Raw genomic sequence first — 17,601 nt, forward strand, 5'->3', positions numbered from 1 at the left:
GCCCAAGCGCTAGGACAATGCTATGCTGATGCGAACACGGTAAAGTCGGGCTAGCCCTCGACCGCATCCGGCTCTATCGTGGTGGATGTGCTTGAGTACGTCCTTTGTCTCCTCTCCAACCGGGGACGGCACACACCGTTTGCGCGGTCGGAAGTTCACTGCGGGAATGACCGAGGCAATAGTGGCCGGGGCCTTACCATTCATCGTCTTCGGTTCACGAAACATATGAACGGACAGGGGATAATCAGCTAGGCTTTTGTCCGTCAGGTCCAGCCCTTCGTCGAACAATCACTTTTCCATCATTTTCAGCAGAGACTTGTAGGTCGCACGTAACGCGCCAGATCGCGTCTGATAGCCGCACGCCAGCCGGCTTGCGCGCTGGAACACTCTTTTGTCCTGATCGGCCCAAGTCCTCCGACGCCTGCGGGTGTCTGCCACCACCATTCGTTGCCACACTAACGCTGACAACCGGCCAAACTAACGCTGACAACCGATTCCTCATAGTTCGCCTCCGGTAGGGTAAATACGGGGCAACTCAAAAATCTGAGCGTCAAACAGACAAAAGATTCAGCTCAAATGAGATTGCGCCCCGTATGGGTCAAAATGTCCGGCGTAGTAGACTGGGCGAGAGCAATCGGATTCCGTCCAGGATGGCATCCTCCGGAGGAGGCGGGCCGCGGCCCCCATGGAGCAGATTTTCACCTTTCTCTTCAAATACCGGCCCTTCCACTTCAGGGAGGGAGAGTTCCTCCTGCAGTGGCGCCTGGAAGGGTGGTTGTTGGCGATCCTGGTCTGCGCCGTTCTGCTCGCAGCGTGGCTGCCCTATCGGGGATGGTTGGGCCGGGGCGCCCCGCGAGCGTGGATCCTGCCGGCCGCCAGAGCGGCTTTTCTCCTGGGCATCATGGTGCTGCTGATGCGGCCCAGCCTGGTCCTTTCCACCCTGGCGCCGCGGGAGAACGTGCTGGCTCTGCTGGTCGACAACTCATTGAGCATGGGGATTGCCGACGAAGAGGCGCCGCGGGGCGAGCCGGTTCGGACGCTGCTGGAGGCCGGCAGCCCGTTGCGCCAAGGTCTGGATGATCGATTTCGGCTGCTCCGCATGGGGTTCGACGCCGAATCCCGCCTGCTGCGGGAGGACGGAAGGCTGGACTGGCGCGGGAGCCGCACCGACATCGCGGGCGCCCTCCGGGACGTTCTGACCCGCACCCGGCACGAAGCCCTGGGTGGAATCGTCCTTTTCAGCGACGGTGCGGACAACGGCGTCGGCGGCTTCAAGGAGATCCTGGCCGATCTTCAGGCGCGAAGAATTCCGGTGCACACCGTGGGCGTGGGTCCCCGGGTCCAGGAGCCCGACCTGGAGCTGGCCCGGGTGAGCCTTCCGCGGATCCTGGTTCCCGAGACCCGGACCATCGCCCGGGTCACGGTCAGGATCAACGGCTACCAGGGACGCGAGAGCCGCCTGGAGGTCTGGGAGGGAAACTCTCTGATTCAGGAACAGGAAGTGAAGCTGCCGTTTTCCCAGACGGCCCTGGTGGAAGTTCCCATGACCCCTCGAAGCCGAGGCATTCGAATCTACCGCTTCAGGATCCGGCCACTCGACGATGAGGCCCTTCAGGAGAACAACGAACGGTCGGCGGTGCTTCACGTCCGGGACCTGGAGAACCGCATTCTGTACGTGGAAGGGCGTCCCCGCTGGGAATACAAGTTCATCCGGAGCGCGGTCTCCGGCGACCGTCACCTGCGGTTGGAGAGCCTGTTGCGAACCGCCATCAACAAGTACTACCGGCAGGGCATCGAGGAGGAGAGCACCCTGGCGGCCGGCTTTCCTGCGACCCGGGAGGAGCTGTTCTCGTACCGGGCCCTGGTGGTGGGGAGCGTGGAATCCTCCTTCTTCACGTATCCTCAAATGGAGATGCTCCGGGAGTTCGTGGACAAGAGGGGCGGCGGGTTCCTCATGTTGGGAGGCAGTTCCTCTTTCTCCGCGGGGGAATACCAGAACACGCCGGTGGAGGAGTTCCTGCCGGTCTGGATGCTGCCGGACGGAGACCGGGCGCCATCCGCCACCCTCTACCGGCGGGGGTCCGCCCGGGTCCGGTTGACTCCCCAGGGGCTCCGGCATCCCGCCCTGCAATTGGGCGCCGGAGATGCGGTCAACCGGCGGCAGTGGGAAGAGATGCCCGACCTCAGGGACTGGAATCGGGTGGGGGAGCTCAAGCCGGGCGCCACGGTCCTGGCCCGCCTCCAGGATTCCCGGGACGGGACCGACGTCCCCTTGATGGCCTTTCAGCGCTATGGGCGGGGCTTGGCCATGGTCTTTCTCACCGGCAGCAGTTGGCGCTGGCAGATGCTTAAGGAACATGAGGACCGGTCACACCAGAACTTCTGGCAACAGGTCCTGCGCTGGCTCGTGAACTCGGCCAAGGATCCCGTGGAAGTGGAAACGGAACGGGAACTCTATTCCCAGGGGGAGGAGGTCAAGGTTCAGGCTCAAGTTTACGACCCCACGTTCAACCCGGTCCAATCAGCCCGTCTGGCGGCGACCCTGGTCTCTCCGTCGGGCAATGAAACCGGGATCGATTTGGACTGGAGCCCCCGGGACGGCGGCATCTATGAAGGGGTGACCCGGCCCGTGGAAGAGGGGCTCCACCAGGTCCGATTGGAGGCGGAGGGGGTCCGCGGCGCGGATCTGATCTCCTATGGCGCCGGCGACGCCTACTTCCTGGCGCAATCCGGCCTCAGGGAGTTTCACGACGCCAGCCGCAAGGTCGAGTTTCTGAATTGGCTGGCCCAGGAGACGGGAGGCCACTATTACAGTCTGGATGACGTGGGGGATCTCCCGGAGGAGGTTTCCTACGTCGAATCCCAGACGTCCGTTCCCCAGACTCTGGAATTGTGGGACATGCCCGCGAACTTCCTTTTTCTGGCGGCTCTGCTGCTGACGGAATGGGTGATGTGGCGGCGTCTGGGAGGGATGTAAGGGCCGGTGTCCGGATCAACTCCACGGGAGACGTCCCCGAAAACCGTTGCGGCCGGCGGCATGGGCCGGTTCCTTCCGCGACGCTCGATCTCCTCCCGGCTTGCGGCGCTTCTCGGGGTAATGATCCTCTGCTCCTCTCCGATCCGGGGAGAGAGTTTCGACCGCATCAGCCTCATCGTCACGGGACTCGCCGGAATGCCGGAATACGGGGCCAATTTCGCCGATTGGGCAAACCGCATGGAGGAGGCGTTTCAGGGAGAACGGTCCCGGGTGCTGCGAATCGACGGGAGCGTCCGGACCCGGGATGAGATCCTGCGGACCGCCAGGGAGGAGGTGAAAAAGCTCCCTCCCCACGGCGAGTGGTGGCTGATTCTCGTCGGACACGGCAACTACGACGGGCGGCGGTACAAGTTCAATATCAAGGGTCCCGACCTCACGGACCAGGACCTGGGACAGCTCCTGGAGGGACTGGACGGGCCCAGAGCGGTCGTCGTTGCGGGGACCAGCTCGGCCGGCGCGCTGGTTCCGGCGCTGCGAGGCGCCAATCGAGTGGTGGTGGCTGCAACGCGGGAGCGCGAGCGGCAACCACCCCTGTTTCCCCGTTTCTTCGCCGAGGCCCCGGAATCGCCGGATGCGGACCGGGACAAGAACAATCGCGTGTCGCTGCTGGAAGCTTTTCTGTACAGCCGGCAAAAGGTGAGCGCCTGGTTCGAGGAAGCGGGCCGAATCCAGACCGAGCACGCCATACTGGACGACTCGGCCCGGTTTCAGTTGGCCAAGGAGGACGGCGATTCCCAGGCGGAGGTCCGGCAGGGAACCGGTTTGCTGGCCGCCGTCTGTTACCTGGACCCGGCGAGCGCGCCGGCCGAGCGACCGGAGGAAGGGAGCCGAGCGGAGACCCGGTCCCGGATCCAGCGGCAGATCGACGAACTCAAGCTGCGCAAGGGAGAGTTCACGGAAGGTGAATATTTCCGGAGGCTGGAAGCGTTGATGGTGGAGCTGGCGGCCAACGAGGAGGCGGAAGGCGCCGCCGAAAAGGAGGACCAGCCTTGAGCAGACCGTGGGCGCCCACGGGGGGCGCCTCAGCACTTTTCCTTGGCACCCTTCTTCTGACGGGGCTTCTGGCGGCGGCCGGTTCCCGGCAGGAGTCCCCCGCCCCGCTGAAGGAGGTCTTGGAACTGATGGAGGCGGGGTCGTACCAGGCTGCCGGGGAGCGGCTCTCGACCGGCGGAGACCGGAACCCCCATGTCCTGCGCCTCAGGCTGGAGCTTGCGGAGCGCGGCGGAGACGAGTCGGGGATGCGGCGCCTCGCCGGACGCCTGCTCGGCCTCTATCAATCGGGCGCTCTTCAATCCCCCGCGGAAATCGCCGAGGCCGCCTACGCCGCCCGGCAAATGGAGCAGTGGAAGCGGGCCAACCAACTCTACCTGGAGGCGGCTCGGGGCTCCGGGGTTCCTCTCTGGGTGTACGTGGACTGGGGCAACCTGTATCTGGAGAAGCACAACGGAGCCGAGGCCGAGTCCATTTTCCGGGATGCCCTCAAGGCTCCTCAGCCGGACGGGTGGTCCCGCTGGGAAACGGACGACGCCCGGCTTGGCGTGGCCCGGTCCCTCAAGGCCCAGCAGATGAGCGGGGTGAACGCGGCGCTGGAACACGTCCTCAAAGAGAACCCGGGGAACCTGGACGCGCACGTCCTAAAGGGGTTGCTGGCCATGGAGGCGGGCGACTGGAAGGAAGCCGAAGAATGGATTGAGCGGGGACTGGACGAAAACCCCAACTACGTCCCCCTGCTGGAGCTCGAGTGCGTCCAGCTTCATTTCCGGGAGCAAAACGAGCGTTACGAGGAACGCCTGAAAAACCTCCTGGAGATCAACCCCCGCAACGGGAGCCTCTACCGGATCATGGGAGATTTCACCGCCCTCCGGCGCCGCATGGAAGACGCCATCGGCTACTACCGGGAGGCGGTGAGAAGAAATCCCAGGGAATGGCCGGCCCTCGCCTCGCTGGGCGTCAATCTGTTGCGAATGGCCCGGGAGGAGGAGGGCAAGAAGGTCCTGGAACGGGCCTACGAGAACGACCCCTACAACGTCTCCACCGTCAACACGCTGCGCCTGGTGGACAGCTTCGACCGGTTCGTCCGCAAGGAGACGCCCCGGTATTGGCTCCGGCTGCACCGGAAAGAGGCCGGGGCTCTGGGGCCCTATGTGCGGAGGCTTCTGGACCGGAGCATTTCCTTCCTGGAGAAAAAGTACCGGCACCGTGTCGACCACAAGTTCCTGGTCGAGTTCTATCCCGACCACGAAGACTTCGCCGTGCGTGCCCTGGGCCTCCCGGGACTGGGCGCGTTCGGAGCCACTTTCGGCCGCATCCTGGCCATGGACTCTCCCTCTGCGCGTCCCAAGGGAAGCTATCACTGGGGATCGACACTGTGGCACGAGATGGCCCACGTGGTCATCCTCTCGCTGAGCCAGGACCGGGTGCCCCGCTGGCTCACCGAAGGGATCTCCATGATGGAAGAGCGCCTTGCGGGACCCGGCTGGGGCGATGGCTTGAGCCCGGCCCTGGTGAGAGCCTACGAGCGGGGAGAGATCGCTCCCGTGAAGGACCTGAACAAGGGATTCGAGAGTCCCCGGACTCGCGAGCACCTCCAGATCAGCTATCTTCAGGCCGGATTGGTGGCCCGGTACCTGGAGGACCGCCACGGGACCGAAAGGGTGCGGGCGCTGGTGGAGGGCTTTTCGCGGGGGCTCGACCTGGAGGAGTCGTTCCAGGAAGCGTTGGGGATCTCCCCGGCCGACTTCGACCGGGAATTTCAGAAAGAGCTGGACCGGACCCTGAAACCGCTGGTCGAACGCATGCGGCCCCCGGAGGTTCTGAGGGACCGGGCCAGGAGCCAGTCCCGGGACGAATATCTGAAAACTCTGCTGGAGGCGGCGAGCGAGGACGAGGAGAATTACTTTTTGAACCTGGCCCTGGGCGAGACGCTTGACGAGGCCGGCAGGAGCGACGAGGCCGTGCCCTTCCTGGAACGGGCGATTCGAACCTTTCCCGACTTCGCCACCCCGGAGAGCCCCTACGGGGTTCTGACCCGGATTCACCGGAGGAGCGGCGACACCTCCAAGCTGATCCGGATCCTGGAACAGTGGTACGGGGCGGCTCCGCAACTGGCGGAAAACGGCCTCGAGCTGGCCCGCCTGCTGGCTGACGCGGATCAGGACGAGCGGGCGGCCGGGGTGTTGGAACAGGTCCTTTTTGCCGATACGCTGAATCCGGAGGTTCACCGGTTGCTGGGCAGTCTTTACCTGGAACTGGGACGGGGACCGGAAGCGGCGGCGGAATACCGGGTCCTGTTGGAGCTGTCGCCGCTGGACACGGCGGACGCGCACTACCAGTTGGCCCGCGCCCTGGATCTGTCCGGCGACTCCGCTCAGGCCCGCCGCCAGGTGCTGCTGGCCCTGGAGATCGCGCCGGGTTACCGGGACGCCCAGAAGTTCCTGCTGGAGCTGGTCCGAAGATGAAGCGATACGTTTCGTGGGCACTGCTGCTGGCCGCGCCGCTGCTCCTGAGCACCGGTCCGGAAGTCGCCGCGGACCCGGAGCCCAACGACTCCACCCTCTTTCAGTTCGTGCGGATCCGCTACAACGGATTCGTCTCGAGTTGGGGCGGTGGTCGGGGACGATGGGTCCCCCCCTGGATGCACGACTACCCTCGGGCCGAGCAGAACTTCCTGAAGATCTTCATGGAGCTGACGGGAATCGAGACCACGCCCGAATCCTACCTGGTGCTGGATCTGAACGACCCGCGCATCATGAACTACCCGGCGCTTTACGTGAGCGAGCCGGGCTACTGGAACATCACGGACGAGGAGGCCGCCAATCTCCGCGAATACCTGCTGCGCGGGGGCTTCATCATCTTCGACGACTTCCGCGGCGCCAGGGAATGGCACAATTTTACGACCTGCATGCAGCGGGTCTATCCGGAGCGCGGCTTCGAGGAGCTGACGACGGATCATCCGGTGTTTCACTGTTTCTACGACATCGACAGCCTGGACATGGTGCCGCCCTACAACGTCCCGGGAAAGCCCCGCTTCTACGGCCTGTCGGACGAGGAGGGGCGGCTCCTTGCCGTGGCCAATTTCAACAACGACATCGGAGACTACTGGGAGTGGTCCGACGATTCGCTGGTCCCCATCAGCGCTTCGAACGAGGCCTACAGATTCGGAATCAACTATTTCGTATACGCCCTCACGCACTGAACGCGGGTCGGCGGAGGACCGAACATGCACGAACAGGACCGCACAACGGAGGTTTCCACCGCCGAGTTGATCGATTCCATGCGCGACTCGCAGACCCGCATCCTGACGGAGCTGCACAAGGCCATCGTGGGACAGGACCAGGTGATCGAAGAGGTGCTCATCTCCCTCTACGTGGGAGGGCATTCCCTCATCACCGGCCTGCCCGGCCTGGCCAAGACGCTGCTCGTGCGCAGCATCGCCAAGACCCTGGGCCTCTCCTTCAGCCGCATCCAGTTCACGCCCGATCTCATGCCTTCGGACATCACCGGAACCGAGATCATCGAGGAGGACCGCGCCACCGGGAAGCGGGTGCTGCAGTTCGTGCCGGGGCCGGTCTTCACCAACATCCTCCTGGCCGACGAGATCAACCGGACGCCTCCCAAGACCCAGGCGGCCCTCTTGGAAGCCATGCAGGAACGGCGGGTCACGATCCGGGGCATCACGCACGAATTGGACCTGCCGTTTTTCGTGCTGGCGACCCAGAATCCCATCGAGCTGGAGGGGACCTATCCGCTTCCGGAGGCCCAGTTGGACCGCTTCATGTTCAACATCCACATCGGCTATCTGAACGAGGAAGAGGAGATCCAGGTGGTTCTCCAGACCACCGGGGAGGGCGGGGAGGAGGTTCGGCAGGCGGTCACGGGGGAAGAGATTCTTCGCTTCCAGCGGCTGGTGCGCAAGGTGCCGGCTTCGGAATCGGTCAGCCGCTACGCGGTCCAACTGGTCCGCAGCACCCGTCCCGGGGACGAACTGGCGCCCGGCTTCGTTCGAGACTGGGTCAGCTACGGCGCCAGCCTCAGGGCTTCCCAGTACCTGATCCTGGGAGGGAGGGCGCGGGCCCTGATGAAGGGCCGCTACCATGTCTCCTACGAGGACGTCCGGGAGCTGGCCCTCTCGGTCTTCCGCCACCGGATCCTGATCAACTTCCACGCCGAGTCGGAGAACGTGACCCCCGACCAGATCGTCCAGCGCCTTCTGGAGGCGGTTCCTCCTCCCGCCTCGGGACTGTGACCCGCTGGGGAATTCAACCTGGAAACAATGCAAGCCAGATTCATCGACCCGGCCCTGCTGGCCAAACTCGGCAATCTGCAGTTGGTGGCCAAAACCGTGGTGGAAGGGTTCATTCTGGGGATGCACCGTTCGCCCTACCACGGGTTCAGCCTCGATTTCGCCGAGTACCGGCAGTATGCGCCGGGAGACGACATCCGGACCGTGGACTGGAAGGTCTACGGCAGGACCGACCGCTTCTACGTCAAGAAGTACGAAGGCGACACCAACACCCAACTGCACATCATCCTGGACGGCAGCCGAAGCATGTCATTCGCCGGCAACGGCCTGTCCAAGCTGGACTACGGACGCTTCCTGGCGGCTTCCCTGGCCTACCTGTCCGTCCGCCAGAACGACGCCACCGGGTTGGCCGTCTTCGATTCGGATGTCCTGGAGGCGGTGCCGCCGCGCGCCCAATACCGGCACTTCCTGTCCATTCTCCACCTCCTGGAGCGGCTCCAGCCGGGCGGACGAAGCCAGATCACCGAATCGCTGGGCCAGGTCTCCCGCTTCATCCGCAAGCGGAGCATGGTGGTGATCATCAGCGACTTCTACCAGGACGCCTCCTCCCTTTCCCGGGCGCTCCACTACCTGCACCACCGGGGGAACGACGTGGTCCTGTTCCACGTTCTGGACCCGGTCGAGCTGGAACTCCCGCTGGAGGCCGTGAGAACCCTGGAGGACCTGGAGACGGGCGAGCACCTTCCCTATGTTCCCGGAGACTCCCGGCAGGCCTATCTGGACCTGCTGGAAAACCACATCCAAGAACTCAGAAAAGAGTGCCGCGACATCTTCATCGACTACCAGTTGTTGAACACCCGGGAGCCGCTGGACCGGGCGCTCCGCTCCTACCTGGTGGCCCGCCGGAGGAAATACTGATGGGCGCAGGAGGGGGGACTTTCCTGTCCCCCTCTTCATCTCTTCATTTTCGACCCCCCACCGGCACCGAAGCTTCTGACCTCGTAGAACCATGCAATTCCTGACCCCCCTCTTCTTCCTCGGAGCCTTGGCCGTGGCCGGTCCCATCCTGCTTCACCTGGTTCGCCGCGACCAGAGAAACCGCATGCTCTTCCCCTCCCTCATGTTCCTGCGCCGGGTTCCCATCCAGGAGTACCGGCGCCGCAAGCTCCGCTACCTCCTGCTCCTCTTCCTGCGCTGCCTGGGCCTGCTCCTGCTAGTGGCGGCCTTCGCCTCGCCCGTGACCCATCTGGCCTGGTTCGGGGCCGTCAGCGGCCAGGTCTCCCGGTCGCTGGTGGTGCTGTTGGACAACTCCATGAGCATGGCCCGGCCCGGAGTCTGGGACCGGGCCCTGGAGAAGGCCCGCGCCAAGATCCGGTCGATGCAGGGAACGGACCAGGCCTGCCTGATCCTGTTCGCCGCCAAGCCGGCCGTCCTCTCGGCATGGGAATCCCGCTCCGCGCGATTGCTCCAGATCCTGGAGAGCCGGGCGGAGCCCTCTTTCGAGAGCACCTCGTACCTGGAGGGACTGCGGGCCGCCGCCCAACAGTTCGACGAGGAGGTGCCGGGACGCCGGGAGATCTACCTGATCACCGACCTTCAGCAGACGGCCATGCCCCGGGACGTCCAGTGGTCGCTGGACGGCGGCGTGCGCCTGGAGGTGGAGGACGTGGGGGAGCCGTCCACCAACGTCTTCATCCAGGAAGCGGACCTGCAGCGGCTCGTGTATTCCCAAGAGTATCCGCAGCCGGTCCGGGTTCAGCTTCGCTCGTCTCCTCCCGGGTCCGTCCGCGGCGAGCTTCAACTCTTCGTCGAAGGGCGGATGGTGGACCGCCAGTCCTTCGAGATGGACCAGGAGGGGTCGGCGCCTGTCACTCTCCGCCCCTTCGAGCTCAAGGAGGGCATCTTCCGCGGGCGGCTGGTGCTGGCCGTCGAGGACGCCCTGGAAGCGGACAACGTCTTCCATTTCGTCGTGGAGAGGACCACCCCCGGACGAATTCGGGTCCTCTCGGATCGGGGGGCCGGCTCCGTCTATCTGAGGAACGCCCTGGGGGCGGGCCGCAACCTGCCCTTCGCGGCGGAGTTCCCGGACCCGCGCGACACGGCGGAAATGGACCCGGAGCGGGTTTCCCTGGTCATTCTGGACGACCTGAGGACGCCTCCCCGCACCGATCGGCTGAGCCGCTACCTGGAGGCGGGAGGAGGCCTCATCGTGGCTCCGGGCAAGCGGGTCGATGGCCGCGCGTACAATCGCTCGGAATTTTTCCCCGCCCGGTTGGCCGAACCCCGGTTCGTCCGGGGCCGCGGACGGTCCTTCACCTCCATCACCCAGGTGGACTGGAGCCATCCCGCCTTCGCCATCTTCCAGGACCTCCAGCGGACGGCCCTGGCGTCGGTTCGCTTCTACGGACATTGGAGACTTGAGCCGAGGGCGGATTCCCGGGTGCTCGGACGTTTCGACGAGGGCGATCCGGCGCTGGTGGAGGGACAGGCCGGCGCCGGAAGAGTCCTGGTCCTGGCCTATCCCCTGGACCGGGTCTGGTCCGATTTTCCGTTGCGTCCGGCGTTCCTGCCCTTCTGGCAGAGCCTCGTGCATCACATGGGCGGGGTCCGGCAACAGGAAGCGGCCCTGCGAGTCGACCAGTCGCTGGCGCTGCGGGAGGAACCGGGGGCGGCCGAGTCCGGGAGCGGCGCACGATGGAACGTGCTGGATCCCCGGGGCCGGAGAGTGGTGGATCTGGACCAGCCCGCGCCCGCCGCCATAGATTTGCAGTTGCCGGGACACTATGAAATAAGAAAGGACAAGAAGACGGACTGGGTGGCGGTCAACCCCGATCCGAGCGAGTCCGATATCCAGCCTCTTCCCGTGGCCATGCTGCTGGACCGATTCCAGGCTGCAACCCTGGCCGCCGGTGAAGGCGTTTCCGGGAACGCCTCCGAAGCGGACGCGAGGGAGCCTCTCTGGTGGCTGTTCCTGCTGACCGCCGTCGTGGTCCTGGCGGCCGAGTCGGTGGTCGCCGGCCGCACCCGGCCGCGGTGAAGGTTCCGCTTGGAGCGGACCCGAGTCCAATCATGCTGGAAATCATCTCAACGGTGAGGCGGAAGCTCCTGGGGGAGCGGTTGCTCAGAGGCCTCGCCGTCGTGCTCCTGGCCACCATCCTGGCTTCCGTCCTCTTCAGCTACGTTCTGGCCCAGCACAACTTCTCGGAGCCGGCTCTCTTCTGGGCCCGGTTGCTGGGGGGAGTGATTCTGATACTGCTGCTGGCAGGCGGCCTCCTGGCCCCGTTTCTGCGCCGCCGCTATTCCCCCGGGCGCCTGGCCCGTTTCCTGGAGGAACGGAATCCGCAACTGGAGCAAGGGCTCTCCACCGTCGTGGAGATCCGGGAGGGACAGGCGCCGACCGATCCCGAGCTGAGGCGCCTGCTGGAGAGTGACGTGAGGCGGAAGCTGTTCCGCGTCTCACAGCCCCGCTTCTACGATCCCCGGGGCAGCCTCCTCTCGCTGTTGACGGGGGCGGTTTCGGTGCTCCTCTTCGGCTACCTCTTCTTCGGAGGGCCCGAAGCCTATCGCTACACTCTGGACCGGCTATTCCTGGGCTGGACCGCCGACGGCACGCTCCCCCTCTACTCAATTCGGGTCACGCCCGGCAGCGCCACCGTCGCCAAGCACGCCGACGTGGAGGTCCGCGCCGTGCTGGCGGGCTTCGAGAGCCAACGGGTCAGTCTTCTCGTCCGGTACGGGGAAGATCCGTCGTGGGAGGAGGTCCGGATGCGGCCCGATCCGGACTCGGGAGGGTTCGTCTTCCTCTTTTTCGACATCCGCGATCCCATGGACTACTTCGTGGAGGCCGACGGGATCCGGTCCGAGACCTTCTCGCTCGAGGTCTCGGAGATTCCCCGGGTCAACTCCCTCCAGGTCCGCCTGGTCTTTCCCCGGTACACGCGTTTGGAACCGGCCGTGCAGAAGGACGAGGGAGACATCGAAGCCCTGGTGGGCACCACCGCGCATTTTCGCATCGAGAGCGACCAGCCCATCCGGGGAGCGCTCCTGAAGCTGGAGGAGGGCGGCTCCATCGGGCTCGAAGCGGACGGCTCCGGCGGATACCGGGGTTCCTTCAAGATCGAACGCAGCGACTACTACCGCATCCACCTCCAGAATCAGGAGGAGGTGTGGAACCCCGGAACCAACGAGTACGTGATCCTGGCGGTGGAGGATCAGCCCCCCCGGATCGTCTTCAGGCAGCCCGGACGGGACCGGCGGGTGAGCAACATCGAAGAGGTCTTCATGGAGCTCCAGGCCGGCGACGACCACGGGATCCGGACCTTGGCGCTCCGCTACTCGGTCAACGGCGACGCGGAACAGGCCGTCGAGCTGACGCCGGTGGCCGGCGCGGGTTCATTCACCGTCAGCCACACCTTCTTCATGGAGGAGCACGACCTGGTGCCGGGGGATTTCGTCTCCTATCACGCCCGCGCCTCGGACGCCGTCTCCCATTCGGATACCGACATCTTCTTCCTGGAGGTCCAGCCGTACGACCGGGAGTACTACCAGTCCCAGACCGGCGGGATCGGCCTTCCCGGCGGCGGCTCCCAGGAGCTGGAGCTGTCCAAGCGCCAGAAGCAGATCATCATCGCCACTTTCAAGCTGCAGAAGGATCGGGCCTCGACGCCGGCGGAGGAGTTCAAGGAGCAGAGCCAGACGGCGGCTCTGGTGCAGCAGCGCCTCCGGGAGGAGGTCCAGGTGATCGCCGAACGTCTGGAACGCCGCCAGGCGGCCGCGTCCGACGAGCGCTTCGGCAAGATGAGGGAACGGCTGAGCGAGGCCATGACCCACATGGAGCCGGCCCACGAACGGCTCAACGAGCTGGAGCCGGAGCAGGCCCTGCCCCATGAGCAGAAGGCGTTCCGCCAGTTGCTGAGCGCCGAGTCCCTGTTCAAGGAGATCCAGGTCTCCTTCGGCGAGTCCCAGGGAGCCGGCGGCGCCACTTCGGAGGAATTGGCCGATCTTGTGGACCTGGAACTGGACCGCACCAAGAACCAGTACGAGACCATTCGCCAGAACCAGCAGTTCCGCCAGGAACAGCAGTTGGACGAGGCCCTGGAGAAGCTGAAGGAACTGGCGCGCCGCCAGGAACAGGCGGTGGAACGCTCGCGGCGCATGGCCGGCCGCGGCTCCGGCGCCGACCGGCTCACCGCCCAACAGCTCCGGGAGGAGATCGAGCGATTGACCCGCCAACTGGAGCGGCTCTCCCGTCAGGAAGAACAGCGGGAGCTGTCCCGGGTCAGCAACCGGCTCCGGGAGGCGGCGCGCGACCTGGGGCAGGGCGGAAGCGGCCAGACCGGGGAACGGCAACAGATGCTCGCCGAGCGCGCGCTCGAGCGTATGAAAGAAGCCCAGGAGGCTCTGGAGAAGGCCCGGCAGGAGCAGATCTCGGAGAAAATCCGGCAGTTGTCCCAGGACTCCCGCCGCATGCTGCACCAGCAGGAAGGGACGCTCGAGGGGATGGATGGGGTTGAGAAACGGCTGAATCAGGGAAAGGTGGACCGGGAAACCATCAACCAGATACGAAGCCTGCTCCGTGAGAAGGGTGAACTCCAACAGGAGCTTTCCCGGGTGGAAGGGGAACTGCACCAGACCGCCAAGCGGACCGCATCGCGGGAGCCTCAGGCGTCTCGCGAGCTGAAGCAGGCCGGGAACAAGATCCGGGACGACAGAATTTCCGAAAAGATGCAGGAGGGCTCCGAGTTGCTTTCCCGGGGCTGGGTCGATCTGGCCCGCGACCGCGAGGACGGGGTGACCAAGGGGTTGCAGGAGCTGGTGGAGAACATCGACGAGGCGGCCAAGGCCTTGGGCCGGAAGGGGCCGCCCGGCGCCGAGGAGAGCCTGAAGCAGGCCGGGGAAGAGATCGCCGAGCTGGTGGAGGGCCTTGAATCGTTGCGCCGCCGCCTTTCTCAGGGCAATGCCGACGGGATGGAGGGTTCCGAGGGAAAAGAGGGTTCCGGCGAAGGCGACGGCGAGTTGTCCGGCCGGGAGGGATCCCAGGGCGAAGGAGATTCGGGGTCACGGCCCCAGGGCAAACCGGCGGACTCCAGGCAGGCCGGCAGCCGCGCCAACCTCTCCGGCATCGACCCGCGCCAATTGAGACGGGAATGGCAGGAACGGCTTCAGGACGCCGAGTCCATATCCCGCCTGCTCCGGGAGGAGCATTCCCTGGGGAGGGACGCGGCGGCCCTGTCCCGGGAAATGCGGGAACTGGCTCTGGAGCGGATCTTTTCCGACCCGGAGGAGATCGCGCGGCTCAAGTCCAAGATCGTCCACGGCTTCCAACAGTTGGAACTGGAGATCAACCGCGCCCTGGACCGGGAAGAGGAGAACCTCGTATGGCTGTTCCAGGAGGAGGAGGTTCCCCCCGTGTTCCGCGATCGCGTCGAGGAGTACTACCGGACCCTCTCCAACGAACGCGGCGCCCGCTGATGCGCCCGGGCACTCCAACGGCCGCTTCCCCGTCCCCAATGAGAATATCGCGCCGCCGGGCACTGGCGAATCTGGGCGGAGGAGCCGCTCTCGCCTCGCTCTCGCCGCTGCTCTCGTGCGCCCCGGGCGGAGGACCGGGGGAATCCGGTTCCGAACGAATCCGGGTGCGGGAGCGGCAGTCGGGCGCCCCCGGTCTGGAACTCATCCTGGGACGGTCAAACGAGATCTTCCCGCGCCACTCGGAAGGGGACCTGGTTCAACTTTCCGATGGACGCCTGCTGGCCGTCTGGTCCCGTTTCTCGGGGGCGAGCGACCATGCCAGATCCCAGATCGTGGGCCGATACTCGGAGGATATGGGCCAGAGCTGGGGACCGATCCATCCGGTGGCCTCCCTGAGCGAACCGGAGCACGCCGCCAACTCGAACCTCATGAGCGCCAGCCTCCTGCGTCTCTCCGGCACCGAAGAGATCCAACTGTTCTACATGGGCAAGGAGGAGACGGAGCCGGAGAACCCGGCCTTCCACCGCAAGATCCGCAGCAGCATTCACACCCGGGTGTCCCAGGACGGCGTCAACTTCTCGAAGCCCGTTCGGCTCTCGGACCGGGACCACTACTACGTGACCAACAACGCCCGGGTCCTGCAGCTCTCCAGCGGCCGGATCCTGGTCCCCTCGGCCGTCGCCCTGGACCCGGGGAAGGAACTGGGCTGGGAGAAGCAGTCGGCCCTGGCGCACTACTCGGACGACGGCGGGAAGACCTGGACCCGCGGAGAGTCCTGCACCTTGCGCCGCGAGGACTACCCCGGCCATGAGTACTGGCAGATCACGCTTCAGGAACCGGGACTGGTGGAGCTGACCGACGGCCGGATCCTGATGGTGAACCGGACCAAGCTCAACCATCCCTACAAGTGTTTCTCGAGCGATTCGGGAGTGACCTGGAGCGACCCGGAGCCGATCCGGGAGATCGTCGCTCCCACCTCGCCCCAGACCCTGTTCCGGCTGCCCTCAGGGCGCCTGGCGATGATCTACAACAACAATCCCAAGGGAGCCGAGGCGAAATGGACCGAACGCCGGCCCCTGGCCTTCGCCGTCAGCGAGGACGAGGGGAACAGCTTCCGGTACGCCAAGACCATCGAGGAGGTGGAGGGACGCTGCTGGGCCTACCACTCGGTGCGAATCTATGGCGAGAACGTCTACCTCCTCTACTACGAGTGGCACCAGGGGCACCCCACCTTCTTCTTCTGCGACAAGAAGCTGTCCATCATCCCGGTGGAGTGGTTCGAGAGCTGATTCTCTCGCAACGTGAATTGGGATCCGGCGGTTAGGAAACCGCCGCTCCATCGTCGCCGCGGAGAAGGTACGTCCGGACCAGGTCGAGGGCATAGAGGCTCGTGCGGGTCCGGTCCGGACGGCCGCGGCCGGCCATCCCGAAACTGCGGGTTTGCATGGTCCGCCCGTCGGTGACGCAGAAAAAGGATTGGCCTTTCGCCAGGTTCCGGCTCCGATCCTCCGGGTCCGGAATCCCGTGCACGGCCAATCCCAGGTCGGCATGGCAGACCGTCCTGAGGGCCCGCGCCAGTTCCCGGGTCCGGAGCTTCGGGTCCGGCATCGGCGCGTCGGATCCCGCCGCCTCCAGGACCCGACGGGCGGAATCGGGATCGCCGGCGATGACCCCTTCGACAAAGCGATCCGGATCGGCCAGTTGCAACCGCTCCGCCACCATCCCACCGGTAATGTCCTCGTAGACGGCGATCCTCAGATCGGCCCGCCGCAACAGCTCCCCCACCGAATCCTCCATGGATTCCTCGTCGGCGCCGAAAACATGGTGTCCCAACAGGCCGCGGACCTCCTCCTCCACTGGAGCGATCAACCGCGCGGCCGCTTCCCGGTCGCGGGCTTTGGCGGCGATTCTCACATCCACCTGGCCGGGATGAGCCAGAACTCCCACGGTGGGGTTGGTGGATTCGGTGATCAGGTGACCGATCAGGTGATCCACGTGGCTCTCCCCCATGGCGGAGACCTTGAGGATGCGATAGACGATGATGCGGTCCAGGCGAAAGCGTCTCCTGAGACGGGGAATCACCTCATTGTCGAAGAGCCATTTGAGCTCGTGAGGCACTCCCGGAAGAGCGATGACGACGCCTCGCGGGTCCTCCACGAGGAAAGCGGGGGCGGTGCCGTTGGGGTTGCGGATCGGCACGGCCCCCTGCGGAATATCGGCCTGACGCTCGTTGTTGGCCGTCAGGACAAAACCCCGGTTGCGGAACCGGGTGTGGAGCTCCTGCAGCAGATCCGGGTCCCGGACCAGCGTCCGGCCCGTTACCCGGGCGATCACTTCGCGGGTCAGGTCGTCCCGGGTGGGACCCAGTCCTCCGCCGGTGATCACGATGTCGGACCGATCCAGGGCCCGGCCGATCACCTCCTCCATCCGGCCCGGGTTGTCCCCCACTACGGTTTTGTAGAAGAGATCGACGCCCAGCCCGGTCAAACGATCGGCCATCCAGGCCGAGTTGGTATCGACGATCTGACCCAGGAGCAGTTCAGAACCGATGGCGACGATCTCCGCGTTGGGCATTGAGGTCTCCTTTTCGAGAATCCTGTTGCCGGGAATCTTGGGGCATCCCGTTCCCGCTGTCCAGATTTCGGAACCGGCAAGGAGCGGCGACGCCTACGAGGGGCTGCTATACTGCCAGACTTGAACGCCAGTTCCATCGAAGGGAGCCGGAGTGGCGGAATTGGCAGACGCACCAGACTCAAAATCTGGCGGGTGGCGACACCCGTGGGGGTTCGACTCCCCCCTCCGGCACCAACTTTTTTGGGGGGGGCGTTGACTTCCCTTTTGTCTCTTGCTA

10 protein-coding genes and 1 tRNA gene are annotated in these 17,601 nt (G+C 65.2%); 10 read left to right on the plus strand and 1 reads right to left on the minus strand.

What is annotated here, in order from left to right; all coding sequences use genetic code 11:
- Window positions 1-685: 685 nt before the first annotated feature.
- The 9 genes from OXT71_20775 to OXT71_20815 all read left to right on the plus strand — a co-directional run bounded on the left by OXT71_20775 (window position 686) and on the right by OXT71_20815 (window position 16,039).
- A complete protein-coding gene (locus OXT71_20775; GenBank protein ID MDE2928826.1) occupies window positions 686-2,977 on the plus strand; it encodes a glutamine amidotransferase in 2,292 nt (763 codons plus the stop codon).
- Between the two features lie 120 nt (window positions 2,978-3,097).
- Window positions 3,098-4,030 (plus strand): hypothetical protein, encoded by a 933-nt coding sequence (locus OXT71_20780; GenBank protein MDE2928827.1) that lies wholly within the window; start codon window positions 3,098-3,100, stop codon window positions 4,028-4,030.
- Window positions 4,027-6,495, plus strand: coding sequence for a tetratricopeptide repeat protein (locus tag OXT71_20785; protein MDE2928828.1), 2,469 nt, complete (start codon window positions 4,027-4,029; stop codon window positions 6,493-6,495). Before OXT71_20780 ends, OXT71_20785 begins: the two co-directional genes overlap by 4 nt.
- On the plus strand, window positions 6,492-7,232 hold the full coding sequence (locus tag OXT71_20790) for a DUF4159 domain-containing protein (GenBank protein ID MDE2928829.1): 741 nt from the start codon (window positions 6,492-6,494) through the stop codon (window positions 7,230-7,232). The genes OXT71_20785 and OXT71_20790 overlap by 4 nt, the downstream gene beginning before the upstream one ends.
- A gap of 24 nt (window positions 7,233-7,256) precedes the next feature.
- On the plus strand, window positions 7,257-8,282 hold the full coding sequence (locus OXT71_20795) for a MoxR family ATPase (protein MDE2928830.1): 1,026 nt from the start codon (window positions 7,257-7,259) through the stop codon (window positions 8,280-8,282).
- 27 nt (window positions 8,283-8,309) lie between these two features.
- Window positions 8,310-9,197 (plus strand): DUF58 domain-containing protein, encoded by an 888-nt coding sequence (locus OXT71_20800; GenBank protein ID MDE2928831.1) that lies wholly within the window; start codon window positions 8,310-8,312, stop codon window positions 9,195-9,197.
- A gap of 91 nt (window positions 9,198-9,288) precedes the next feature.
- Window positions 9,289-11,316 (plus strand): BatA and WFA domain-containing protein, encoded by a 2,028-nt coding sequence (locus tag OXT71_20805; protein MDE2928832.1) that lies wholly within the window; start codon window positions 9,289-9,291, stop codon window positions 11,314-11,316.
- Window positions 11,317-11,348: 32 nt separating this feature from the next.
- Complete coding sequence (locus tag OXT71_20810; GenBank protein ID MDE2928833.1) at window positions 11,349-14,750, plus strand: hypothetical protein; 3,402 nt, start codon at window positions 11,349-11,351, stop codon at window positions 14,748-14,750.
- A gap of 38 nt (window positions 14,751-14,788) precedes the next feature.
- A complete protein-coding gene (locus tag OXT71_20815) occupies window positions 14,789-16,039 on the plus strand; it encodes a sialidase family protein (protein ID MDE2928834.1) in 1,251 nt (416 codons plus the stop codon).
- Window positions 16,040-16,070: 31 nt separating this feature from the next.
- On the opposite strand, the gene OXT71_20820 is transcribed toward OXT71_20815, so the two are convergent.
- Window positions 16,071-17,324, minus strand: coding sequence for a CinA family nicotinamide mononucleotide deamidase-related protein (locus tag OXT71_20820; GenBank protein ID MDE2928835.1), 1,254 nt, complete (start codon window positions 17,322-17,324; stop codon window positions 16,071-16,073).
- Window positions 17,325-17,469: 145 nt separating this feature from the next.
- Here OXT71_20820 and OXT71_20825 point away from each other — a divergent pair.
- A tRNA-Leu gene (locus OXT71_20825) sits at window positions 17,470-17,558 on the plus strand.
- The last annotated feature ends 43 nt before the right edge of the window (window positions 17,559-17,601 follow it).

This window comes from Acidobacteriota bacterium (assembly GCA_028874215.1).
Taxonomy (GTDB): Bacteria; Acidobacteriota; UBA6911; order RPQK01; family JAJDTT01; genus JAJDTT01.

Bases quoted from the DNA above. Each gene is read 5' to 3' on its own strand.
- OXT71_20815 (MDE2928834.1), top strand. From the start codon at position 14,789: ATGAGAATATCGCGCCGCCGGGCACTGGCGAATCTGGGCGGAGGAGCC.
- OXT71_20805 (MDE2928832.1), top strand. From the start codon at position 9,289: ATGCAATTCCTGACCCCCCTCTTCTTCCTCGGAGCCTTGGCCGTGGCC.
- OXT71_20810 (MDE2928833.1), top strand. From the start codon at position 11,349: ATGCTGGAAATCATCTCAACGGTGAGGCGGAAGCTCCTGGGGGAGCGG.
- OXT71_20775 (MDE2928826.1), top strand. From the start codon at position 686: ATGGAGCAGATTTTCACCTTTCTCTTCAAATACCGGCCCTTCCACTTC.
- OXT71_20780 (MDE2928827.1), top strand. From the start codon at position 3,098: ATGATCCTCTGCTCCTCTCCGATCCGGGGAGAGAGTTTCGACCGCATC.
- OXT71_20790 (MDE2928829.1), top strand. From the start codon at position 6,492: ATGAAGCGATACGTTTCGTGGGCACTGCTGCTGGCCGCGCCGCTGCTC.
- OXT71_20800 (MDE2928831.1), top strand. From the start codon at position 8,310: ATGCAAGCCAGATTCATCGACCCGGCCCTGCTGGCCAAACTCGGCAAT.
- OXT71_20820 (MDE2928835.1), bottom strand. From the start codon at position 17,324: ATGCCCAACGCGGAGATCGTCGCCATCGGTTCTGAACTGCTCCTGGGT.
- OXT71_20795 (MDE2928830.1), top strand. From the start codon at position 7,257: ATGCACGAACAGGACCGCACAACGGAGGTTTCCACCGCCGAGTTGATC.